Source organism: Collinsella sp. MSK.8.10 (assembly GCF_019041915.1).
Lineage (GTDB): Bacteria > Actinomycetota > Coriobacteriia > Coriobacteriales > Coriobacteriaceae > Collinsella.
Genome location: NZ_JAHPYF010000002.1, coordinates 46536 through 67886, shown reverse-complemented (window position 1 = coordinate 67886; position 21351 = coordinate 46536). Strand labels below are relative to the sequence as shown.

Here is a 21351-nt window from a genome sequence, read left to right as displayed (position 1 = left end):
TTGGCGGGAGGTTTCACCATGAAAATCGAAGTCGATGTCGATCAGCTGCGCGAGAGCCTACGCGACCGCGCGGGGAGTGCGGCGGGCGTGGGCTTTTCGGCCGCTATGCTCGACGTAGTGGATATCGAGGACGAGTCGCCCCAAGAGCTCCTAGCCCGAGCCGAACGCGAAGGCCTCGACCTCCGCGACTTTGCCGTCGACGATGACGCGGACGATGACTACGGCGCAGACGAGGACTGGTAGCCGCGATTGAACTTCAACTCCATCCCCTAAATAACTTGCGGTGAAATAGGGGCTGTTTAGGCTGTTAGAAGGCCTATTCAGTCCCTATTTCACCGCAACTTATGGGTGGGGATGGCTACGACGCCAGGGTGGCAATGACGGCTTCGTCGCCGGCGTATATGAGGGTGTTGCCGTCGGGGATGATCGTTTGACCTTCGCGCTTGAGCATCACGACGATAAAGGGGCGCTTGCCCTGCGGCACATCGCGCAGGCGCTGGCCGGCCAGGCGGCCGTGGGGTGTCACGGTGACCTCGCGCAGCGTAACCTCGGCACGCTCTTCAAACGTCGGCGCGGCCATAACCAGAAGGTCGCCTTCTTCAATTACGGTATCGCCGTTGGGCAGCACCGGGTGCGCACCGTCGCGCAGCACCAGGACCACCAGCATGTCCGTCGCGCTGCCAATATCCGCGAGCGAGCGACCGGCAAACGGATGGCCCGCACCCACCTTGAGCTTGACAAACGACATGCCGTCCTCGTCGCGGTAGTCGTTAAAGGTGCGGCGCACGTCGCCTTCCGCGTCGATCATGTCGAGTTTCTTCGCCACTGCCGGCAGCAGCGAGCCCTGCACCACAATGCTCGACACGGCGATCACAAACACCAGGTCAAATAGGTCGTGGCCACCGGGAACGCCGGACACCACGGCAAAGAGGCTAAAGACGACCGAAGCCGCGCCACGCAGGCCCGCCCAGCTTACGAGCGCGACCTGGCGAGGGGTCGTCTTAAAGGGCGGCAGTAGCATGCCAACGGCAATGGGGCGGCTCACAAAGAGCATAAACGCCATGAGCGCCAGGCCCGGCAGCAGCATTTGCGGCAGGCGTGCGGGCGTCACGAGCAGGCCGAGCAAGAAGAAGATGGTCATCTCGGCCATCTCGGTGAGGGTGTCGAAGAAGTGCGCCAGTTCGACCTTGCCGGTGATGTCGCTCGCGCCTAGCACAATGCCGGCAAGGTACACGGCTAAAAAGCCGTTGCCGCCCAGGTAGCTCGGCAGCGCGTAGGCGACGATTGCCACGGCGAACAAGAAGATGGTCTGCGCACCCTCGGCTGTTGCCTGCGCGCGTTCGATCAAGCGGCTGGATGTCCAGCCAATGGCAAGACCCAGCCCCACGCCTAGGATGATTTGCTTGGCCAGCAGCACGGGGATGTTAACGTCGCCGCCCGCCGCGAGGGTCGCGAGCACGGCGGTGAGCATGTAAGCGACGGGGTCGTTGGAGCCCGATTCGACCTCGAGCAGCGAGTCGGTGCCGCCTCTCAGCGAAAGGTTGTGCTCGCGCAGCACGCTAAAGACGCTGGCCGCGTCGGTGGATGCCACGACCGATCCCAGCAGCAGGCCGCCGATCCAGTCGAAGCCCAGTACAAAGTGCGCGAACACGCCGGTGATGCCAGCGGTGATGACGACACCGAGTGTGCTCAGCAGCACCGCGGGCACGGAGACGGGTCTGGCGCGGTCGATGTTGGTGTTAAAGCCGCCATAGAACATGATGAACAGCAGCGCCGTGCCGCAGACGGTTTCGGTGAGCGCGTAGTCGCTAAAGTCGATGCGCGCCGGGCCGTTGACGCCCAGCAGCATGCCGAGCACGATAAAGATGAGCAGGGTGGGGAAGGGGAGCTTTTTTCCGACAGGTTTGATGGTCAGGCACAGAATGATGACGAGGCCGATAAAGAGAAGGATCTGGTTCATGGATAGTGTCCGCTCCTGGGTGGTTGGCGTGGCACGGTCAGTTGTCTGCGGTTATTTGTACCCAAAGATGGTGGGTTTATGGGCTTGGATTGCTGGCATGCGCATTTTCGACACGAGGCTGCGGTGTGTGCGACGCTGGTCGGGGCGCTGTGTCAGACGGCGTGGCGTGAGCGGTGCGGGTTGGCAGGCGTGCGCCGGCGACCGTTGACGGTATGCAACCCTTTCCAGCTTTATTGCTACGGAGTACAATGGGTAACGTTTAAGTTCAACTTGAAGTTTTAGTTGCGGCTCCGGGCTTCGGCACCAATGTAAAGAGAGGCGTTTCATGGCGATCTATGTGACATCCGATGCTCACGGGCACGTGCGTGCGCTTGACGAGGCCCTGTCCAAGATTTCGCTGGCGTCCGACGATACGCTGTATTTGCTGGGCGACATGATCGATCGCGGGCCCGATCCGGTCGGCGTTATTAAGCTCGTGCGCTCGCTACCCAACGCTCGCGTGCTCAAGGGCAATCACGAGCAGATCATGCTCGACGCCATCATTGGCCAGGATCCGCTCGATGCCGAGACCTGGGATATCAACGGCGGTTGGACCACCCGTCAGCAGCTCAACGATATGGAATTCGAGGCGTACGAGGAGCTTGTGCGTTGGATGGCGACGCTGCCGCTCTACGCGGTGGCCGAGACTGACGAGCGTCCGTACCTGTTGGTACATGCCGGCATCCAAACCGAGGCGGCGCGGGCGTTTTTGCTTGAACACGGGGTTGATTGTGCCGATGGTGCGGGAGCGGTGGATGCCGATCGCGAGCTACTGCAGCAGATGCTTGCGGTGCAGTCGTCCGATGACCTGCTGTGGATTCGCCATGGTTATTGGGATGCGCCGACGGGGCTGCTTTCTGCCGAGGGCAAGGGCCCGGTCGTGGTGAGCGGCCACACGCCCACGGTGTCGCTTGGGCGTTATTGCGAGGTCGGCGGCCTGGCGGGGCTCGATGAGGAGTCCGGCCGTGGGCAGATTGTGCGCCTGGGCGGCGAGGATACCGCCGGCGTGCCCGATCGCATCGACATCGACTGCGCCGCCGCCACCGGCTCCGAGTTCGGCCGCGTTGGGATCCTGCGTCTGGATGACGGTGCGGAGTTCTATGCGAACATCAACCCGGGCGAATAACCTTGTTCCGCCGTTCTACCGAACGGCGGTCACGTTGACGCTGCGCAGCCCCGAAGCACCCCATCTTGTCGCTCAAACCGTCGCTCGCGTACAGAAGTACGCGTCGCTCCTCTTTCGCGCCAACCTGGGGCACTTCGAGACTGCTCGCTGTCGGTGCCAAAACATCGACGTTTCTTTTCTTCAAATTGATTCGAATTAGGCGCCGTATGGGTTGCGGTCGCGTTCGATGCGTTGGCGGATGTGGGCGTACTCGATAATCAGTAGCACCAGGAGTAGGGCCATGATGGCTAGGTAGCTCACCACAGCGCCCATCAGACCCAGCAGCTTAATCAGAATCACCGGCAGCACCACGCTTACGGCGAAGCAGATTAGGTAGATCCTGGTGACGTCGCCGGCGTGGCGCAACACCGTGATGATGGCGTAGATAAAGTCGATTGCCGCGGTGACGCCGCCGGCGACAACCATTAGCAGCGCCAGCGTGCGGTAGCGCTCAAAGTTAAGGCCGTACATAAAGCTCATGATGGGGATGCCGGGGCCTGCCATAAATGCGGCGCATGCTCCGGTAATGACCACGATCAGTGCCATAACGGCAACAATAATTAGGTCAAAGCGGCGACGCTTGCGCGGATTCGCCCAAATGCTCGACAGACGCAGGAGCTGCGGTTTGTAGATAAATCCGATGCTCAACAAAATGGCCTGCGCCGGAAAGAACAGGGCATTAAAGTACAGCTGATACTTGTAGGCCAGCGTGCCCTCCATCACGAACTTGGGCATGCTCTCGATAAGGTTGAACAGGAACAGCGCACCAAAGAGCGGGGCGCACTGGACAAACAGGTGGCCAGCCTCGCGCAGACTCACGCGGCGTGATTTTTCGGTTTCGAGCAGGGCGAGCGGCGCGGTGACCAGCACGAGCGAGGCGATGGCGGTGACACCCATGGCCATGGCCGCGATAGGCATGCTGCGCGTGAGGAACAGTGCCACGCTAAAGACCGCGATGACGCCGGCGGAGCGCAGCGTTTGGCTCATGCCGGCCAGGTAGAGCTTGTCGGCCTGCTGCAGGCGGCCCTCGTATACGTCGGCGATGCCGTCGATCACCTTATACAGGTAGACGCCCAGGCCGATCGTGGCCATCTGCGCGTCATAGCCGCGGGCGCTGCTGTATACCAGTCCGCATGCTAGCGCGAGCGCTCCGCAAAGCCAGCGGTTGAGCTGGTAGGAGGCGAAGGAGGTTTTTTCGTCGATGTCCGAGACCTGAAAGTTGCGCACGCCGTAGTTGCACGCGATCATGATGAGCGTGCCGGTGACAAAGGCGATGGAAAACTTGCCGGCTTCCTCGGCGCCCACGAGCTGTGTCGACACAATGGTGAGCAGCGGAAACGCCATGCCCCATACAGCGGTGCCCAGAGTATTCCAAAGGTAGTCGCGACGGGTGGCGTGATCTTCGTACTCGGCTTCTTGCATGGAGAAGCCGCCGCCGTAGACGGCTCCGAGCAGGCGGTTCCACCAGGCATTGACCATGCGGTGGATGGGGCCGGGCTGGCGATCGCGCTCGCGGCGACGGCGTGTGGCCTGGCTGCTGTCGGGACCGCCAGCGTTACGCTGGCTTAGCTCTTGGATTCGTGCGAGCTCCTCGGCGGTGTGCGATGCAGGGAACAGACCGTTCTCGATGCGTCCACCTTGCCCGTGCGCCCCGCCCGATACGGTGGGGTCGGTGACGCCGTTGCGGCGGGCGATGGTGCGGCGGATGCTATCGAGGGGCGTGATGCTCAAGACGATTCCTTTCTATTACTGTGCTCTAGTATAGACTCGACGGCGTTTGCTCGTGTTTTTGAACAGGTTGTTCAATAATTTCGGCGGCGCCATTCAGTGGTCGGCACTTTAGGAACGCCCCTAAGTACAGGCATCATGGAACACTCCTTGGCTGTTGCCTGTTCAAGAGCGTCCCCAATGACTAGTCGTTTAAGAACGTTCCCAATGACTAGGCCGCTTGCGTGCGATTTTTGACCGTTGAGCGGGCGCTTCGCTGTTGCCGCAAAAACGTTTTTGCATATCGGGTACAACGGGCTTTACGTGAGTAAAGTGCGCGCCGCGTCCACGTGTCGCGCTTTTAAAGGAGGCCCCATGCCAGGAGTTACCCCTGCAGAAGTTCTATCCAACTTTGGCATTACGCTGGTCGAAGACCCTGCCGAGAACCAGCCCCGCCTGCTGGTTGACCTGCCGGCAGCCGAGCTCGTCGAGCACGCCATCCGCCGCAACGAAGGCCGCATGGCCTCCAACGGCGCACTGGTGATCGAGACGGGGGAGCGTACCGGACGTTCGCCCAACGACCGCTTTATCGCCGACACGCCCGACGTGCACGACAAGATCGCCTGGGGCGCCGTCAACCGCCCGCTGCCTGTCGAGAGCTACGAGGCCATCAAGGCCGGCATCGTCGACTATCTCAACGAGCGCGATGTGTTCGTCACCCGCGGTATGGCCGGTGCCGACCGCAATCATACGCGTCGCCTGCTTGTCGCCTGCGAGCGTGCCAGCCAGGCGCTTTTTATTAAGCAGATGCTCGCCCGCCCGCTTGCCCGCGAAATCGCACGCACCGGTGAGCCGGACTTCTGCGTGCTCGCCGCGCCGGGCTACCAGTGCGATCCCGCCATCAAGGGCCTCAACTCCAGCGCCGCCGTGGTCATCAACTTTCAGGAGCGCGTGATTCTGGTCGCTGGCACCGGCTACTCCGGCGAGATCAAAAAGTCCATCTTCAGCGTCATGAACTATCTGCTGCCCGTCGAGGACGACGTGCTGCCCATGCATTGCTCGGCCAGTATGGACCCCGTCACGCATGAGACCGCCGTGTTCTTTGGCCTGTCCGGCACCGGCAAGACTACGCTTTCGGCCAACCCCACGCGCCTGCTGATCGGCGACGACGAACACGGTTGGTCCGACATGGGCATCTTCAACATCGAGGGCGGCTGCTACGCCAAGTGCGAGGGCCTGGACGCGTTCCACGAGCCCGAGATCTTCAACGCCGTTCGCTTTGGCGCCATCTGTGAAAACGTGGTACTCGATGAGAATCGCAAGCCTAACTACGACGACGTCTCGATCACGCACAATACGCGCGTGGCCTACCCCGTCGAGCATATCCCCAACGCGTGGACCAAGGGCATGGGCACCACCCCGAGCGTCGTGCTGTTTTTGACCTGCGACGCCTTTGGCGTGCTGCCGCCCATCTCGCGCCTGACGGCCGACGCCGCCATGTATCACTTTGTGACGGGCTTTACGGCCAAGATTCCCGGCACCGAGGTCGGCGTCACCGAGCCCACACCCACGTTCTCTTCGCTGTTTGGCGAGCCGTTTATGCCGCTCGACCCCATGGTCTACGCTAAGATGCTCGGCGAGCGCATCGCCGACGGTCGCACCCGCGTCTATCTGGTCAACACCGGCTGGATCGGCGGCGGTTATGGCGTGGGCCATCGCATCGAGCTTGCCTACACGCGCGCCCTGGTGGCCCGTGCCCTCGACGGTACCATCGAGGACAGCGAGTTCGTGCATGACGATATCTTTAACGTCGACATTCCCACCACGTGCCACGGTGTGCCCGACGGCATTCTGGTGCCGCGCCAGTACTGGCAGAGCACCGCTCGCTACGACGAGGCAGCGCACAACCTGGCCGTGATGTTCGAGGAGAACTTCGAGAAGAAGTACTCGCACCTGCCCGAGTCCGTCAAGGCCGCCGGCCCGCACGCCCAGGTGCCCGCTGAGGCCCGTCATCGCGGCCGCGGCCTGCTGGGACTTCGCCACTAGCTTCGCCGTGAGTCCATATCCACCACAAAGGGGACAGGCGCCTTTGTGGTGGTTTTGCTCGCGTGGATGACTCGGGTTACAATACGCCTGACATATCGTCCCCTTCTCCGGATGGGGACAGCGCAAGCGTTCTTGTGACGGCACCGTAGGACTTTGAAGGTGGCCGTCGTGAGGGCGCTTTTTGTTTAGGCGCCCTCACTCGGGCGCGCATAATGAAGGGAGAGCGTATGAAGAGCTTTATTGCCGAGGATTCATTCTGGGAGCTGTTTCCGCAGGCAGCGGTCGGTGTTGTGGTCGTGGAGGGCATGAAGCCCACGGCTCAGATTCCTCAAGAGGACGTGGATGCGATTGCGGCGTTGCTCGACCGCGCCAATATCGATGCGGAGCGTCATCTGACCAGCGACACTATCAGCGAGAACGCGCCGGTTAAGGCATGGCGCGAGGCGTATCGCCTGTTCAAGACCAAGAAGGGCGCGCGTTGCTCAGTTGAGAACCTGCTCAAGCGCGTGCTCAAAGGCAAGCCGGTCGGCCACATCACACCGGCGGTGGATATCTACAACACGATTTCGTTGACTTATGCGCTGCCCGTTGGCGGCGAGGACCTGCATGCGATTGAGGGAGATCTTCGCTTGAAGGTGACCGATGGTGGCGATGCGTTCTTGCCGCTTGGCGAGGAAGCGGATGACCCGACGCTGCCCGGCGAGCTGGCCTACATCGACGATGCGGGCGCCGTGTGCCGCTGCTGGAACTGGCGCGACGGCGTTCGAACGGCTCTGTCCGACGATTCGGCCGACGCGTTTTTGGCGATTGAATGTGTTGAGCCCGAGCGCATGGAGGACTGTCAGGCCGCCATCGATCGCTTGGCCGAGCTTCTTGAGCACTATTTGGGCGCCAACGTTCTTGTTAAGACGCTTGTGACTCGCGATAACCCGCGCGTAGAACTGTAACTCGGTCCAAACCACTACGCAAACCACCACAAAGGTGCCTGTCCCCTTTGTGGTGGTTTTTATGTTGATGGGTTAACAAATGGGGTATTTGGGTACGGGTGTCGCCTTATGCGACTAAGATGTTTACCCGTAAGCATTATGCAAGCGAAAGGCGGTCGTCTCCCATGCAGCAGAACGACGAGACACGTTTCGAGGACTTTGTCGGACTGATCAGCGGGCTCTACAAGGAGATTCAGCGCATCAAGACGTCCGAAGGTGCAAGGCTGGGCCTCAAGGGCTCCGACGTCATGTGCCTGTACTATCTTGAGCGCAGCAAGGACGGCCTGACTGGCGCCGACCTCGCCCGCATGGCCGGCGTTACCCGAGCCGCCGTTTCGCGCACACTGGCACATCTGGAGGAGGGCGGCTACGTCGAGGTCGATGACTCGGGTGATGCGGCCGTCAAGTACCGTGCCCCGGTGCGCCTGACTGCCCTGGGCGGCGAGAGCATGAGCGAGGCCGATCGCATCATTCGCGAAGTGCTCGACACCACCGGTAAGGCCATGGGCGTGGAGCAGCGCGAGCAGATGTACGCGTCGCTGCGCACGATTCTCAATACCTTGCGCGAGATCTAAGGCCGCCAAGGTATTTGCTTCCCATTAACAACTGCATAGTCCCGTTTGAGCGCGTATACCGTGCCGGGGCCTTGCTGTCAAAATTCCCTGCGCGGGACCTGCGCAAGAAAGGATTCGCTATGTCCGTCCGCATTATTACCGATTCCGCAAGCGATATGTCGCCGGCCGAGCACCCAGCACTGGCCGTTTTGCCGCTGTCCGTCACCTTTGGCACCGATGTGTACATGGATGGCATCGACATCGATCACCAGCGCTTTTACGAGATGCTCGTGGAGCGCGATGAGCTGCCCAAGACCGGCCAGGTCAACCCGTACGCGTTTTCGCAGGCCATCGCCGAGGCGCGTGAGGCCGGCGACGAGGCCGTGATTATTACCGTGGGCGCTAAGCTTTCGGGTACAAATCAGAGTGCCCGTACCGCACTTGCCGAGGCGCCGGGCGGCGACGTGTACGTGGTGGATAGCAATAACGTCACTCTGGGCGAGCGTGTCCTGGTCGAGTATGCCCTGCGCCTGGTGAACGAGGGCCGTAGTGCGGCCCAGATCGCGGCGGCCGTCGAGGCCGTCCGTGACCGCGTGGTCGTCATCGGCCTGCTCGAGACGCTGGAGTACCTGGTGCGCGGCGGTCGTCTGTCTGCTGCGGCCGGCGCCGTGGGCACGCTGCTCAACGTAAAGCCTGTGGTGGCTGTCGAGGACGGTCTGATCGTGCAGCTGGGCAAGGCGCGCGGTTCCAAGAACGGCCGCAACCTGCTGAACCAAAAGGTCGAAAAGGCGGGCGGCATCGACTTTTCCATGCCGCTGGCGCTCGGCTATACGGGTCTTTCGGATGCGGTGCTCAAGAAGTATATCGAGGACAGCGCGGCACTTTGGGCTGGCCACACCGAGGGCGAGTTGCCCGTTCACACCATCGGCGCCACCATCGGTACCCACGTAGGCCCTGGCGCCGTAGCCGTAGCCTTCTTCCAGCCCGCCAACTAACCGACCTGCCATAAACCACCACAAAGGTGCCTGTCCCCTTTGCGGTGGTTTATGCTTTTCAGGGTAGAAGGGAGCGAGCAATGGCGTCTGAGGGCTTTTTTGAACGGGTGTACGAGGTGGTCGAGCAGATCCCCGAGGGGATGGTCGCCACGTATGGTCAGGTGGCGCTGCTTGCCGGTCGACCACGAAGTGCGCGGTATGTGGGGTATGCCCTGCATAGCAATCCGCGCCCCGGCGAGATTCCCTGTCACCGCGTGGTGTTTGCCGACGGGCGCATATGCGAGGGTTTTGCTTTTGGCGGTCCCGATGCTCAACGTGAGCTTTTGCTAGGGGAGGGTGTGGCGTTTAAGGACGACATGCACGTCGACCTGGCCGTCTGTCGTTGGCCTGCCGGACTCTAACAGCTCTGCCGTGGCCAGAACCACCACAAAGGTGCCTGTCCCCTTTGTGGTGGTTTTCTGTTTCAGGTTTACCGGGGCTAACTTATGGAGAAGCTATGGCGGCGGATATTGATCCTGCAAAGTAAACCACGGTGAACTATATTGGTTTCAGCAACGGAGCAGGCAATAGGCGATGAAAAAGCCTGCCCTGTTGAGTTTGATTCGCATTCCTCCCCTCTGTGCGATTCAACGGTGTACTTCGGGAACGGGCCCGCCGGCAACTGACTGCCGGCGGGCCCGTTCCTGTTTATCGGGGGAGTGCAATGGGCGGAGCCGAAGCAGTCCGGCTCCGAAAAAGGCGGACGTCGTAGCGCCCGCCCTAAAGCAATCGAAAGCTCAAGCCAGCAAATCGGTCTAGTACACCATGCCCATGGCGTCCTGAACCTCTGCCAGGGTCTGATCGGCGATCTCGTTGGCGCGACGGTTGCCCTCGTGAAGGACGTCCTTCACATAGTCCAGATCGTTCTCGTAGCGCTGGCGACGCTCGCGGATCGGTGCGAAGTACTCGTTGACGGCCTCGGTCACGTACTTCTTGAGCTGGCCGGAGCCGCCCATGCCAATCTCCTCGGCAATCTCGACCTCGGAACGGCCGGTGCAGATGGCGGCCGTCGAAAGCAGGCCGGACACGCCGGGGCGGTTCTCGGGATCGAACGTGATCATGCGCTCGGAGTCGGTCTGGCTCTTCTTGATGCGCTTGGCCGTCTCCTCGGCGGTCATCGAGATGTTGATGGCGTTGCCGTAGCTCTTGCTCATCTTGCGACCGTCCAGGCCGGGCAGCAGCGGGGTCTCGGACAGCAGCGCGTCGACCTCGGGGAACACCTTGCCGTAGCGGTTGTTAAAGCGGCGGGCGATGGTGCGGGTGAGCTCGATGTGCGGCAGCTGGTCGCGGCCGACGGGCACCACATTGCCCTTGCAGAACAGGATGTCGCAGGCCTGGTGCACCGGGTAGGTGAGCAGAAGGCCGGTGAGCTCGTGCCCCGAGGCCTCCATCTCGGCCTTGACCGTGGGGTTGCGCGCCAGCTCGGCCTCGGACACCAGCGACAGGAACGGCAGCATGAGCTGGTTGGCGGCGGGCACGGCGGAGTGCGCGTAGATCATGGTCTTGTCGGGGTCGATGCCGCAGGCAAGGTAGTCCATGACCATGTTGTACACGTTGTCCTGGATGTGCTCGGTGGTGTCGCGGTCGGTGATGACCTGGTAGTCGGCGATGAGTACGTTGGTCCTGGCGCCCATGTTCTGCAGCTCCACGCGGCCCTTGAGGGTGCCAAAGTAGTGACCCAGGTGCAGACGGCCGGTGGGGCGGTCGCCGGTAAGCATGGTGAACTTCTCGGGCGTCTTGGTCAGGCCCTCGCGAATGGCGTTGCTCTTTTGCAGCGCGACTTCGTAGCTGTTCTCGTTTGGCATGATTGCTCCTAACGTTCGTTCGCAGGTTTTGATGATAGCGTGTTTATTGAGAGGGGTGGGCGTGAGTGGGTGAGGGACTGCCAGGGGCCGGCTTTCAAGTCCGCCGCGGCGTTCGCGCGAACGGCTGCCAACGCCTTGGCACATCCTCGGCAGCTTGCCCTAGAGCTTGTGGTGGCGCTCTTCCTTACGTTCCTCAGCTGCCTGCTCCTCCTGCTTAAAGGCGGGGTCGTCGGGGGTGACGAGCTCGTCCTCGTGCGTGCGCTTGTTGTAATGGTGGCGCAGCACGGGCTCAAACAGGTGCAGGTGCTTGGCGAAGGCCGCCGAGCCAATGGCGAGCACGGTAAAGATGAGCACGCGCATGGGCACCTCGACCTGGTTAATCGCGGCGGCGCCGGCCGAAAGCATGATGCACCAGGCATAGATGAGCAGCACAGCCTGTTTTTGGTTGTAGCCTTCTTGGATCAGGCGGTGGTGGATGTGGCCCTTGTCGGCCTGCCCGATGCTAATGTGGGCGCGCTTGCGGCGCACGATGGCGCTAAACGTGTCGATGATAGGCACGCCGGCAACGATGAGCGGGATGATAAGCGAGGTGAGTGCGGCGGTGCGGCTCACGTTGAGCAGCGAGATGGAGCCCAGCGCAAAGCCCAGAAGCAACGACCCCGAGTCGCCCAAGAAGATACTTGCGGGGTTGAAGTTGTAGCGCAAAAAGGCCAGACAGGCGCCAAAGAGCGCAATGGAGAGCGCGGCGGCGTCGATGCGGCCCGAGAGAACAGCCATCGAAAACATGGTGAACGATGCGATGCCGCAGATGCCCGTGGCCAAGCCGTCGAGGCCGTCGATGAGGTTAATGATGTTGGTGAATGCCACCAGATAGATCACGGTAATGGGGTAGGCGAGCCATCCGAGCATGATCTCGCCGGGAGCAAACGGGTTGACGATGACGCCGATCCGCAGGCCGCCCATGCAGGCGATAAGCGCGGCGAGGACCTGTCCGGCCAGCTTTTGCTTGGGCGTGAGCTGGAAGACGTCGTCGATGGCGCCGGTCGCAAAGATAACGGTAAAAGAAAGCGCAAGTATGGGGTAGCTGATGTGCAGACGGGGGTGGGGCACCAAAACGGGCGGCCAACCCAGGTACCAGGTGCCTAGGATTTGCACAGTGCAGGCGACGACCAGGCCCAAAAACACCGCCGTTCCGCCCAAACGCGGGATGGGCTTGGTGTTGATGCGGCGCTTAGAAGGATAGTCGACGGCGTCGAGCTTGATTGCCAGGCGCTTGACCAGGGGTACCGTGAGGAAGGTCGTGATAAAGGCCGCCGCTGCCACGCATAGGTACGGTATGTAGCTCGGGGATGAAGCCATGAATCTAAAAACCGCCAAGCGTCGAAGGAAAAGGTCAGAAGAACGCCATGCGCAAAGGGCATAGCCGAACCATAATACTCGACCAAGGGGGGTGCATGGAATTGCACGCAGCGATAATCACGCGCTTACCAGATATTGGGATGTTGTCGATGGCTTGTCGGGATGCCGGCGGGGATCCATATGGACTGTAATGGTGATTTTCGGCAAAAGAAAACCACCCCCCACGTTACGAAAATGAACCCACCTAAAACAGGTGGGTGCCCTCATCGACTGTTCCAGCGTCCTTAACAACGAAGGATACCTGTACTAGGTACGACTGTGTGGGCTCCCTAAATAAACGCGACGGTTCACCCAGTTGCTCCGCGGGGGGCGGAATACCTACATCATAAAGCGGCACTTTATCGATTCCAGTCTTGACATTACAAAAATCGTGTCGGACGATTACGGCGCCTTGGGCTCGAGCCGTCTGTGGGGTTGATCCCTTTACGTTTGAGCTGCTGAATCGTTGTTTTGGAGCATGGTTTTATGCCGACGTCGTTGACCGAACTTTTTTCGCCCGCCTGCCATTTGTGTCCGCGCCGTTGCGGTGCGGCGCGCGATGAGGGCGCGCACGGCGTCTGCGGTGCTAACGACACGCTCAAGGTGGCCCGCGCCGCGCTTCATATGTGGGAGGAGCCGCCTATCTCGGGCGAGGCCGGTTCGGGCACGATCTTCTTTAGCGGCTGCTCGCTCAAATGTATCTACTGCCAGAACCACGAGATCTCGACCGGCAATTTTGGCCTTGAGATTTCGCCTGAGCGCCTGGTCGAGATTATGCTGGAACTGCAGGACCAGGGTGCCAACAACATCAATTTGGTGACGGCGACGCACTATGCGCACCTGTTGCCTGCCGCGATTGCCGCGGCACGGGCGCGCGGACTGGTTATCCCAATCGTCTACAACACGAGTGGTTACGAGCGCGCGAGTGCCGTGGCGGCGCTGGGCGACCTGGTCGATGTGTGGCTCACCGACTTTAAATATGCCGATGCCGGGCTTGCGCAGTCGCTCTCCCATATAAAGGATTACCCGCGTGTGGCCGTGTCGGGTCTGGCCCAGATGGCGCGCGAGATCGAGCGCCGCGGGGGAGAGTTGGTGGACGAGGACGGGCTTATGAAGCGTGGCATGATCGTGCGTCACCTGGTGCTTCCGGGGCATGCAGACGATTCGTGTCGCGTGCTGGACCTGGTGTGGCAGACGGTGGGCGACGTGCCGATCTCGGTTATGAACCAGTACACGCCCAATGCGCTCATGCGCGAGCAGGGCGGCGACCTGGCACGCGCCGTGACGCGTGAGGAGTACGAGCAGGTGCTCGACCATGCCGACGACCTGGGTTTTACGACGATGTTCTGGCAAGAGGGCGGCGCGGTAGACGAGAGCTTCACCCCCGCCTTCGACACCACCGGCGTCCTCACCAGCGCAAAGTAGAGCGCACGCTGATGATTTTTCTGGGACGGGGATTAAAAAATCATCGAGAGGATCGCCTGTTCGAAAAGTTGTCAAAATAGCCGCGTCCCAAAAAGACTGGTTATTGGGCGTTGACAGTTGGCGAGCCGTAGGTAAAATATCGACTTGTCCTGGGGACGTAGCTCAGTTGGGAGAGCGCTGCCGTCGCATGGCAGAGGCCGAGGGTTCGACTCCCTTCGTCTCCACCCATGGATTTGATAAGCCGCTGACATTGTGTCGGCGGCTTTTTTTAAAAGAAAGGGCTATATCATGGCCGAGCTTGAGTCCCAACCATTGTCCGACGAGGAGCGCGCCGAGTTGGAAGAGCTCCGCGCTGAGAAGGCCCGCCGCGAGGCTCGGGAAGAGGCCCGTCGCGAGCGTGAGGAGCTGGCTGCCCTGCGTGCCGAGCGTGCGAAGGCCGAGGAGGCCGCCGCGAACGCCGCATCCGCATCGGCGCCCGCGCCCGCACCCAAGCCCGCTGCTGCGAAGCCTGCACCTGCCGCGCCCAAACCTCAGCCTAAAAAGGCCGCCCGTCCCAAGTCCGTCGAGCCCAAGCCGAGCCGTGACGAGATGACCTTTGCCCAGCGCATGGTTACCTCCAAGGAGCCTATGGGCGAGAACGAGATCCCTGGCATGGCGCCGGCTCAAAAAATCATCATTGTCCTTGCCCTCATCGCGTTTGTCATCTTTATGGGCTACACGATCCTGACCAGCATGGGCCTGCTCTAACCGACTCGCATCGGGCGTCATGTCCGCATGCTCTGCTCTCGTCCAACCCTCAAATTCTGCACCACACATCCGAAAGGTCGCCCCATGGCTTTGACCGACATCTCGCATCCCACCGACATTGCAATGCTCACCGATCTGTACGAGCTCACTATGGCCCAGGGCCTGTGGGAGAGCGGCAAGGCCAATGAGCAGGGTTGTTTTACCGCGTTTTACCGCGACCATCCCTTTGGCAGCGCCTATGCCGTCATGTGTGGCACCGCCGAGCTGCCCGAGCTCGTCGAGAACCTGCGCTTTACGCCCGAGGATATCGACTACCTCGCCTCGCTTGAGGCCCCTGCCGGCGGCGCGATGTTCAAGTCCGCATTCCTCGACTACCTGCGCGATTTTCGTGCGCATGTAAATATCGACGCCGTCCCCGAGGGCGAGCTCGTCTTTCCGCGCGAGCCCATGGTGCGCGTCACCGGTCCTGCGCTCGAGTGCCAGCTGCTTGAGACGGCGCTGCTCAACATCGTCGGGTTCCAGACGCTTGTCGCCACCAAGACGGCGCGCGTGGTGCTCGCCGCCGACGGTCGCCCCGTGGCGGAGTTTGGCCTGCGCCGCGCCCAGGGTCCCGATGGCGGCCTGGCCGTTGCGCGCGCGAGCTACGTTGCCGGCTGCTCCTCTACGTCCAATGTGCTCGCCGGCCGCCGCTATGGTATTCCCGTCTTTGGCACGCATGCGCACAGCTGGGTGATGAGCTTCGATTCCGAGCTCGAGGCCTTCCGCGCCTTTGCCAAGTCGAGCCCCAAGAACTGTACGCTGCTCATCGACACCTATGACGTGCGCGAGGGCTGCGAGCATGCCATTACGGTTGCCAAGGAGATGGAGGCGGTGGGCGAGCGTCTGTCGGCTATTCGCATCGACTCCGGCGACCTCGCCAAGCTCTCCAAGTATGTTCGCGGCCGTTTTGATGCCGAGGGCCTGCCCTATGTGGGGATCTCGGTTTCCAACGATCTTGACGAGTACACGATTCAGTCGCTGCTGGACCAGGGCGCGCCCATCGATAGCTTTGGCGTGGGTACCAAGCTCGCGACCTGCTATGACCAGCCGGCGCTGGGTGGCGTGTACAAGCTTTCCGCCCGCCGTGCGAGCGAGACAGATCCATGGACGCCGGTGGTCAAGCTCTCCGAGCAGCCCTATAAGCGCACGATCCCGGGCGTGCAACGCGTGCGCCGTTATTACGACGGCTTTGGCGGCCCGGTCTGCGACATGATCTACGACGAGGACCATCTGGCGGGGGAGGGCGCCGCGCGCGGCAATACCCTCGTGGCCGTGAATGATGCCGCCCTGGTGACCGACGTGTCCGAACTTGAGTATCGCGAGCTGCTGGTGCCGATCGTGCGCGATGGCAGTGCGGTGGCTCCGCGTGAGAGCATCCAGGACGCGCGCGAGCGCTGTGCTTGGGCGCTCGATCATCTGGACGCAGCTTTCAAGCGCTTCCTGTACCCGCAGACCTATGTGGTGGGCATGGAGCAGGGCCTGGCTCAGGTGCGCGACGAGCTCGTACGCAAGAACATGGCCGCGGCCTCTGCTTTTCCCTGGGCTCACTAATTCCTTGGGCGGTAGGGGCGAGTCACGCTCCCTTGGCCGCCAGCTCGGCCGTTCGCTGAACAGTTGATTGGTTTGACGTATGACGACTTCTTATAAAACGATGGTGGTAAAGATCGGTTCGTCCACGGTGGTGGGTGCCGATGGCAAGGTCAACCGCGCCTTTATCGGCGGACTTGCCGATCAGGCCGCAGCGCTGCGCAAGCTCGGCTGGCGTCTGGTCGTGGTGAGCTCGGGCGCTATCGCCTGTGGCTATCCCGTGCTGGGCTTCGAACGCAAGCCGGTCGGTGACCTGCCGAGCTTACAGGCTTGCGCCTCGGCCGGTCAGTGCATCATCTCGTCGGCCTACGACGAGGAGTTCCATGCGCGCGACCTGCTCACCTCGCTCGTACTGCTCACGCGCCACGACACGGCCCGCCGCACGTCCTACCTGCATGCGCGCGACGCCCTGCTGCGCCTCGTGGAGCTTGGCGTGGTGCCGGTCGTCAACGAGAACGATACCGTTACCGTCGATGAGATTAAGTTTGGCGACAACGACACACTGGCGGCGCTTGTGAGCTGCCTGGTTTCTGCCGATCTGTGCGTGACGCTCTCGGACATCGATGGTCTCTATACTGCCAATCCGCATGAGGACCCCACGGCCGAGTTTGTTCCTGTCGTGCATAAGATCGATGCCAAGATTATTGCCTCGGCGGGCGATTCTTCCACATCGGTGGGAACGGGCGGCATGATTACCAAGATCCGCGCGAGCCGCATCCTGATGACGGCGGGCATTCAGAGCGTGATTTGCTCGGGCGAGGAGCCCGATGCGCTCGTGCGCCTCGCCCGCGGCGAGAGCGTGGGCACGCTGTTCGATCCGCCGGCGGAGCGTCTGGACATCGCACCCCGCAAGCTGTGGATCGCGCTGGGTGACAAGGCGCATGGCTCGGTAACGGTCGATGACGGCGCCGCGAAGGCGCTGGTCAGCCGTGGCTCTTCCTTGCTTGCGGTGGGTATTCGCGAGGTCGATGGCCAGTTTGCCGAGGGCGATGTGCTCGATGTGTGCGATCCGAGCGGTATGGTCGTCGCCCGCGGTATCGCCGAGGCCGATTCGGACGTGCTGGAACTTGCCGCCGGCCGCCGCCAGGACCAGATCGCCAGCAACCGCCTGCTCGCTAACCTGGCCGAGAAGCCGGCGATACACAGGGATAACTTGATCGTATTTGCATAAAGAAAGACAGCGCTGCGGATCGTTTCCCGCAGCGCTGTCTTTCTCGTGCCGGCACTTGGGGACGTTCCTTTTGTGCCGGCAGGTGGGGACGCCCCTTTGCTAGAAGATCCGGCGCAGGTCTCCGCGGTTGAGGGCTTCGTCGAAGAGGTGCTTGAACACCACGCTGCCGTGCAGGCCGTCGTGCTCGAACTCGTTGGTCACCCAGGCATGCGAGTTGCCCACGCGGCTGAGCGTATCGAGCTGCAGGCTCGAATCCACGTACATGTCGTCGAAATACACCGCGGCCTGGAGCGGCACCTCGTTGCAGGCCAGGCGCTGCGGGTCGTAGATCTTGTCCCAGCTGGTGTCTTCCATCAGCAGGTCCATGGCGGGCTTAAACGGCTTAAGCTCGGGCATCTGCTCAAACATCCACGGGAACATGGCCTCGCCGGTAAACATGAGCGGGCGCGCGAGGGTGTCGAACTCGGCGCGGTGAGCCTTCTCTTCAGCCGCGGCCCAGCCAATGGGCATGGTGTCGCCGTCGGCGTAGATGAACTCCTGCAGTGTCCAGTACAGCGGGTTTGTACGCGTGTTGGTGCGCTCGAAGGCGCGCATCAAAAAGCTGTCAGATACCGAGGCGCCGCAGGTCGGCGTGCCGTCGCCGTCAACAAAAGCGTGATCGATAATCCAATGCATGCGCTCAAAGCTCGGCTTCATGCCAAAGTCGCTGCCCATGAGCTGAAGGCGCTCGACCGTCATCGGCGAGCCGTCGGGCAGCACGGGCTTCTGAGCCTCGAGCGCATCGGCCAGGGCTGCCACGCGTTCGACGTCAGCGGGGTAGCGGTCATAATACTGCTGCGTCTTGGCGGCCATGCGCGGGAAGGTATGCGCGTAGACCTCGCTTGCGCTCGCCGGCACGTGGGGGATTCCGCCGCAGGTAAAGCTCGCCGCCACGCCCTCGGGGAAGAGCGACAGATAGCTCAGCGTCAAAAAGCCGCCGTAGCTCTGGCCGAGTGTGACCCACGGCTTGCCGCCAAAGCCCACCAGTCGCAGGTATTCAAAATCGCGCACGATGGAGCTGGCGAGGTGGCGCTTGAGGAAGTCCGCCTGCGAGCGTGCTGTATCGGCGCCGGCGGCCGTTGCGCGATCACCCAGTGCCTTGATCGTGCGTCCGTCCACGCAGCTGCTGCGTCCGGTGCCGCGCTGGTCGGGAAGGACCACGCGGAAATGCTTGACGGCCTCCTCGATCCAGCCGTCGCTTGTGGGCGACAGCGGACGCGGGCTCTCGCCGCCGGGGCCGCCCTGCAAAAACAGGAGCAGCGGCAGATCGTCGTTGATGCGGTCGGGCGCGCAAACCACGCGGTAGAAGAGCTTGATGCTCTCGGGCGCGCCGGCGATTGGTGCCGGCATAGCGCCGCGGCGCATGGTGCTGCCGACGGCCAGGAGCATCGGCTCCAGGCCGCGCCAGTCAAGGGGGACGTCGATGCTGTGGTCCTCGACGTAAAGGCCGGGGACGTGGTACGAAGTGATGAGGGCCATGTGAGTCTTCCGTTCGTTGCGGTGTTTCGGGTTGACCAATTCTACCGCCGCGGGCGAGGCCATGTGCAAATCGGCTACCATGGTTGCAAACTTCTAGGAGAAAGGGCCGCCCATGTCGGTCGATATAGCCACGTATGTCCACGATCTTGCCGTTGCCGCCAAGGCAGCGTCGGCCTCGCTTGCCACGGCGAGCGATGAACAGCGCCAGGAGGCCGTGCGCGCCATGGCCGCAGCACTGCGCAACGGTGTCGACTCCATCGTCGCCGCCAACGAGCTCGATATGTCCGCCGCGCGCGATGCGGGTACCTCGGCCGGACTGCTCGATCGTCTGCTGCTGACGCCCGAGCGCGTCGAGGGCATGGCCGCCGGCCTGGAAAAGCTCGCCGAGCTGCCCGATCCCGTGGGCCGCGTGCTCGACCACCGCGTGCTTGCAAGCGGCGTGGACCTGACCCGTGTGAGTGTGCCGCTGGGCCTGGTCGCTATGGTCTACGAGGCGCGCCCCAACGTGACGGCCGACGCCGCGGGCATCTGCATCCGTACCGGCAACGCCTGCATTCTGCGCGGCGGCTCGCTGGCCTATCACTCGTGTGCCATGATCGCCGAGCTGCTGGCCGATGCGCTCGAGGCCAAGGGCTTCCCGCGCGAGGCCGTGTCGATGATCGAGTCCACCGACCGCGAGGCCACTGGCGAGCTCATGAAGCTCCGCGGTATTGTCGACGTACTCATTCCGCGCGGCGGTGCAGGCCTGATCCAGCGCTGCGTGCGTGAGTCGCTTGTGCCGGTGATCGAGACGGGCACGGGCAACTGCCACATCTACGTGCATGAATCCGCCGACTTTGATAAGGCGCTCAACATTATCGTTAATGCCAAGACCCAGCGCGTAGGCGTGTGCAATGCCGCCGAGTCGCTGCTGGTCGACCGTGCTGTGGCCGATGCGTTTTTGCCCGCAGTCGTGGCCGTGCTGCATGACCACGGCGCGCTCATTCACGGCGACGAGGCAACCTGCGCCGCATGCGCCGATGCCGGGCTTGCCGAGGGTGATGACTACGTCGCCGCGACTGAGGAGGACTGGGGTCGCGAGTACCTGGCGCTCGAGATGAGCGTGAAGGTCGTGGCAAGCGAGGACGAGGCCATCGCACACATCAACCGCTACGGCACGATGCACTCCGAGGCCATCGTTGCCGAGGACACGGATGCTTGCGAGCGCTTCCTGGATGCGGTCGATGCCTCGGCCGTGTACGCCAACGCCAGCACGCGCTTCACCGACGGCGGCGAGTTTGGCCTGGGCGCCGAGATCGGCATCTCGACCCAAAAGCTCCACGCCCGCGGCCCCTTCGCCGCCGAGGCCCTCACCACTTACAAATACAAGCTCCGAGGCACCGGCCAGGTCCGCCCCTAACGCCCGCGCAAACAAAAACCACCACAAAGGTGCCTGTCCCCTTTGTGGTGGTTTTAGGTGGCGTGGGCGATTAAGCCTGGAAGGTATCGCGGTCGGGGGCGAAGGACTGCATGGCCGCGATGGTGCGGTCAAAGAGCTCGGGGAGCTCCCAGCCCAGCATCTCGGCACCCTGCGTAATCACGTCACGCGAGCAGCCGGCGGCAAAGCGTTTGTCCTTGAACTTCTTCTTGAGCGACTTGGTCGTAAAGTCCATGACGCTCTTGCTCGGGCGCATGACGACGGCGGCTCCGATCAGGCCGGTGAGTTCGTCGCAGGCAAACAGGATCTTCTCCATCTGCAGCTCGGGCTTGGGCAGCGAGGTGTTGAAATCGGACGTGTGCGTCTGGATGGCGCGAATGAGATCGGGAGAGGCGCCCTCGCCTTCAAGGATCTCGGCCGCATAGATGGTGTGGTTCATGGGGTCGTCCTCATGCTCCTCCCAATCTAGGTCGTGCAGCAGACCGACGATGCCCCAAAACTCCTCGTTCTCGGGGTCGAACTCGCGCGCAAAGTAGCGCATGGTGCCCTCGACCGTTTCGCCGTGGGTGATGTGGAACGGGTCCTTATTGTGCTCGTTGAGCAGTTCGAACGCGCGGTCGCGGGTGATTCCGGCGGTAAGCGGCTCTGCCATAAGAGACTCCTTGTGCTCGTGGGTATCGATGAGAATGAATACTACTAGAACAAGAAAACCACCACAAAGGTGCCTGTCCCCTTTGTGGTGGTTTTTGGCGC

The 21351-nt window shown here is 62.1% G+C and carries 18 protein-coding genes and 1 tRNA gene; 13 read left to right on the top strand and 6 right to left on the bottom strand.

Going from position 1 to position 21351, the window contains the following annotated elements:
- The first annotated feature begins 18 nt into the window (after positions 1–18).
- Positions 19–243, top strand: a complete 225-nt coding sequence (locus KTF55_RS03430; protein WP_217107934.1) for a hypothetical protein — start codon at positions 19–21, stop codon at positions 241–243.
- Between the two features lie 115 nt (positions 244–358).
- Here the strand turns inward: KTF55_RS03430 and KTF55_RS03425 are convergent, their stop codons facing one another.
- Entirely contained in the window at positions 359–1960 is a 1602-nt protein-coding gene (locus KTF55_RS03425; RefSeq protein ID WP_217108526.1) for a potassium/proton antiporter, read from the bottom strand.
- A 325-nt stretch (positions 1961–2285) separates the two neighbouring features.
- On the opposite strand from KTF55_RS03425, the gene KTF55_RS03420 reads away from it, so the two are divergent.
- Complete coding sequence (locus KTF55_RS03420) at positions 2286–3125, top strand: metallophosphoesterase family protein (protein ID WP_217107932.1); 840 nt, start codon at positions 2286–2288, stop codon at positions 3123–3125.
- A gap of 195 nt (positions 3126–3320) precedes the next feature.
- On the opposite strand, the gene KTF55_RS03415 is transcribed toward KTF55_RS03420, so the two are convergent.
- Positions 3321–4895 carry a lipopolysaccharide biosynthesis protein gene (locus KTF55_RS03415; RefSeq protein ID WP_306794028.1) on the bottom strand — a complete coding sequence of 525 codons (1575 nt, stop codon included), beginning with the start codon at positions 4893–4895 and terminating at the stop codon, positions 3321–3323.
- A gap of 351 nt (positions 4896–5246) precedes the next feature.
- Here KTF55_RS03415 and pckA point away from each other — a divergent pair, with 351 nt between their 5' ends.
- From pckA to KTF55_RS03390, 5 genes are all read left to right on the top strand, one after another.
- On the top strand, positions 5247–6917 hold the full coding sequence (pckA, locus tag KTF55_RS03410) for a phosphoenolpyruvate carboxykinase (ATP) (RefSeq protein ID WP_217107931.1): 1671 nt from the start codon (positions 5247–5249) through the stop codon (positions 6915–6917).
- A gap of 227 nt (positions 6918–7144) precedes the next feature.
- Entirely contained in the window at positions 7145–7864 is a 720-nt protein-coding gene (locus tag KTF55_RS03405; protein ID WP_217107930.1) for a B3/4 domain-containing protein, read from the top strand.
- A 164-nt stretch (positions 7865–8028) separates the two neighbouring features.
- Positions 8029–8478 (top strand): MarR family winged helix-turn-helix transcriptional regulator, encoded by a 450-nt coding sequence (locus tag KTF55_RS03400; RefSeq protein ID WP_022093866.1) that lies wholly within the window; start codon positions 8029–8031, stop codon positions 8476–8478.
- 119 nt (positions 8479–8597) lie between these two features.
- Positions 8598–9452, top strand: coding sequence for a DegV family protein (locus KTF55_RS03395; protein WP_217107929.1), 855 nt, complete (start codon positions 8598–8600; stop codon positions 9450–9452).
- A gap of 80 nt (positions 9453–9532) precedes the next feature.
- Complete coding sequence (locus tag KTF55_RS03390) at positions 9533–9853, top strand: MGMT family protein (protein WP_217107928.1); 321 nt, start codon at positions 9533–9535, stop codon at positions 9851–9853.
- Positions 9854–10246: 393 nt separating this feature from the next.
- On the opposite strand, the gene trpS is transcribed toward KTF55_RS03390, so the two are convergent.
- The gene (trpS, locus tag KTF55_RS03385; protein ID WP_217107927.1) at positions 10247–11296 is read right to left on the bottom strand and encodes a tryptophan--tRNA ligase; all 1050 of its coding nucleotides are present in this window, start codon (positions 11294–11296) and stop codon (positions 10247–10249) included.
- 159 nt (positions 11297–11455) lie between these two features.
- Positions 11456–12655 carry an MraY family glycosyltransferase gene (locus KTF55_RS03380; protein ID WP_022094798.1) on the bottom strand — a complete coding sequence of 400 codons (1200 nt, stop codon included), beginning with the start codon at positions 12653–12655 and terminating at the stop codon, positions 11456–11458.
- Positions 12656–13180: 525 nt separating this feature from the next.
- Between KTF55_RS03380 and KTF55_RS03375 the strand changes: the two genes are divergently transcribed.
- The 5 genes from KTF55_RS03375 to proB all read left to right on the top strand — a co-directional run bounded on the left by KTF55_RS03375 (position 13181) and on the right by proB (position 17663).
- On the top strand, positions 13181–14119 hold the full coding sequence (locus tag KTF55_RS03375; RefSeq protein WP_006235472.1) for a radical SAM protein: 939 nt from the start codon (positions 13181–13183) through the stop codon (positions 14117–14119).
- Between the two features lie 151 nt (positions 14120–14270).
- Positions 14271–14343: transfer RNA gene (locus KTF55_RS03370), tRNA-Ala, on the top strand.
- Positions 14344–14407: 64 nt separating this feature from the next.
- Complete coding sequence (locus KTF55_RS03365; protein WP_006235473.1) at positions 14408–14866, top strand: hypothetical protein; 459 nt, start codon at positions 14408–14410, stop codon at positions 14864–14866.
- 84 nt (positions 14867–14950) lie between these two features.
- The gene (locus KTF55_RS03360) at positions 14951–16456 is read left to right on the top strand and encodes a nicotinate phosphoribosyltransferase (protein WP_217107926.1); all 1506 of its coding nucleotides are present in this window, start codon (positions 14951–14953) and stop codon (positions 16454–16456) included.
- Positions 16457–16535: 79 nt separating this feature from the next.
- On the top strand, positions 16536–17663 hold the full coding sequence (gene proB / locus KTF55_RS03355; protein WP_217107925.1) for a glutamate 5-kinase: 1128 nt from the start codon (positions 16536–16538) through the stop codon (positions 17661–17663).
- A 99-nt stretch (positions 17664–17762) separates the two neighbouring features.
- On the opposite strand, the gene KTF55_RS03350 is transcribed toward proB, so the two are convergent.
- On the bottom strand, positions 17763–19181 hold the full coding sequence (locus tag KTF55_RS03350) for an alpha/beta fold hydrolase (protein ID WP_254179344.1): 1419 nt from the start codon (positions 19179–19181) through the stop codon (positions 17763–17765).
- 112 nt (positions 19182–19293) lie between these two features.
- Between KTF55_RS03350 and KTF55_RS03345 the strand changes: the two genes are divergently transcribed.
- A complete protein-coding gene (locus KTF55_RS03345) occupies positions 19294–20580 on the top strand; it encodes a glutamate-5-semialdehyde dehydrogenase (protein ID WP_217107923.1) in 1287 nt (428 codons plus the stop codon).
- Positions 20581–20650: 70 nt separating this feature from the next.
- On the opposite strand, the gene KTF55_RS03340 is transcribed toward KTF55_RS03345, so the two are convergent.
- Entirely contained in the window at positions 20651–21250 is a 600-nt protein-coding gene (locus KTF55_RS03340) for an HD domain-containing protein (RefSeq protein WP_217107922.1), read from the bottom strand.
- Between the last annotated feature and the right edge of the window lie 101 nt (positions 21251–21351).